General features: G+C 54.9%; 7 tRNA genes. All 7 read right to left on the reverse strand.

From position 1 onward, the window contains the following. Nucleotides 1-91: 91 nt before the first annotated feature. Nucleotides 92-168 (reverse strand) — tRNA-Ile (locus AB5N96_RS13445). Nucleotides 169-174: 6 nt separating this feature from the next. Beyond that, nucleotides 175-248 (reverse strand) — tRNA-Met (locus AB5N96_RS13450). A 20-nt stretch (nucleotides 249-268) separates the two neighbouring features. After that, nucleotides 269-344, reverse strand: a tRNA-Ala gene (locus tag AB5N96_RS13455). Between the two features lie 21 nt (nucleotides 345-365). Next, nucleotides 366-442 (reverse strand) — tRNA-Pro (locus AB5N96_RS13460). Between the two features lie 5 nt (nucleotides 443-447). Further along, a tRNA-Arg gene (locus AB5N96_RS13465) sits at nucleotides 448-524 on the reverse strand. Nucleotides 525-534: 10 nt separating this feature from the next. Beyond that, nucleotides 535-623 (reverse strand) — tRNA-Leu (locus AB5N96_RS13470). Between the two features lie 32 nt (nucleotides 624-655). Next, a tRNA-Gly gene (locus AB5N96_RS13475) sits at nucleotides 656-730 on the reverse strand. Between the last annotated feature and the right edge of the window lie 86 nt (nucleotides 731-816).

Raw genomic sequence — 816 nt, forward strand, 5'->3', positions numbered from 1 at the left:
TTCGAACCCCCGCGCGGTTTGACCCGCCTGTCGGTTTTCAAGACCGATCCCTTCAGCCGGACTTGGGTATACCTCCGCTGTGTGATTATACTGGTGGACCTTGCAGGACTCGAACCTGCGACCGGACGGTTATGAGCCGTCTGCTCTAACCAACTGAGCTAAAGGTCCTTAAGATGGCGGCCGAGGGGATCGAACCCCCGACCTCACGGGTATGAACCGTACGCTCTAGCCAGCTGAGCTAGGCCGCCATAATAAGTATAAGAATAATTGGTGGAGCCTAGCGGGATCGAACCGCTGACCTCCTGCGTGCAAGGCAGGCGCTCTCCCAGCTGAGCTAAGGCCCCATAATGGGTATCAGGTTTAAATGGTCGAGAAGACAGGATTCGAACCTGCGACCCCTTGGTCCCAAACCAAGTGCTCTACCAAGCTGAGCTACTTCTCGTATTATGGCGCGCCCGGCAGGAGTCGAACCCACAACCTTCTGATCCGTAGTCAGACGCTCTATCCAATTGAGCTACGGGCGCATAATATAAGTGGTGCCGAGGACCGGAATCGAACCGGTACGGTAGTCACCTACCGCAGGATTTTAAGTCCTGTGCGTCTGCCAGTTCCGCCACCCCGGCAAGGGTATTGTATGTAAGGCATTTAAGAAATATGGAGCGGAAGACGAGGTTCGAACTCGCGACCCCCACCTTGGCAAGGTGGTGTTCTACCACTGAACTACTTCCGCATTGTATACATGTCATATGAAAATGGTGCGGGTGAAGGGAGTCGAACCCCCACGCCTTGCGGCGCTAGATCCTAAGTCTAGTGCGT

The organism is Chryseomicrobium imtechense (genome assembly GCF_041475995.1).
In the GTDB taxonomy this organism is placed as follows: Bacteria; Bacillota; Bacilli; order Bacillales_A; family Planococcaceae; genus Chryseomicrobium; species Chryseomicrobium aureum.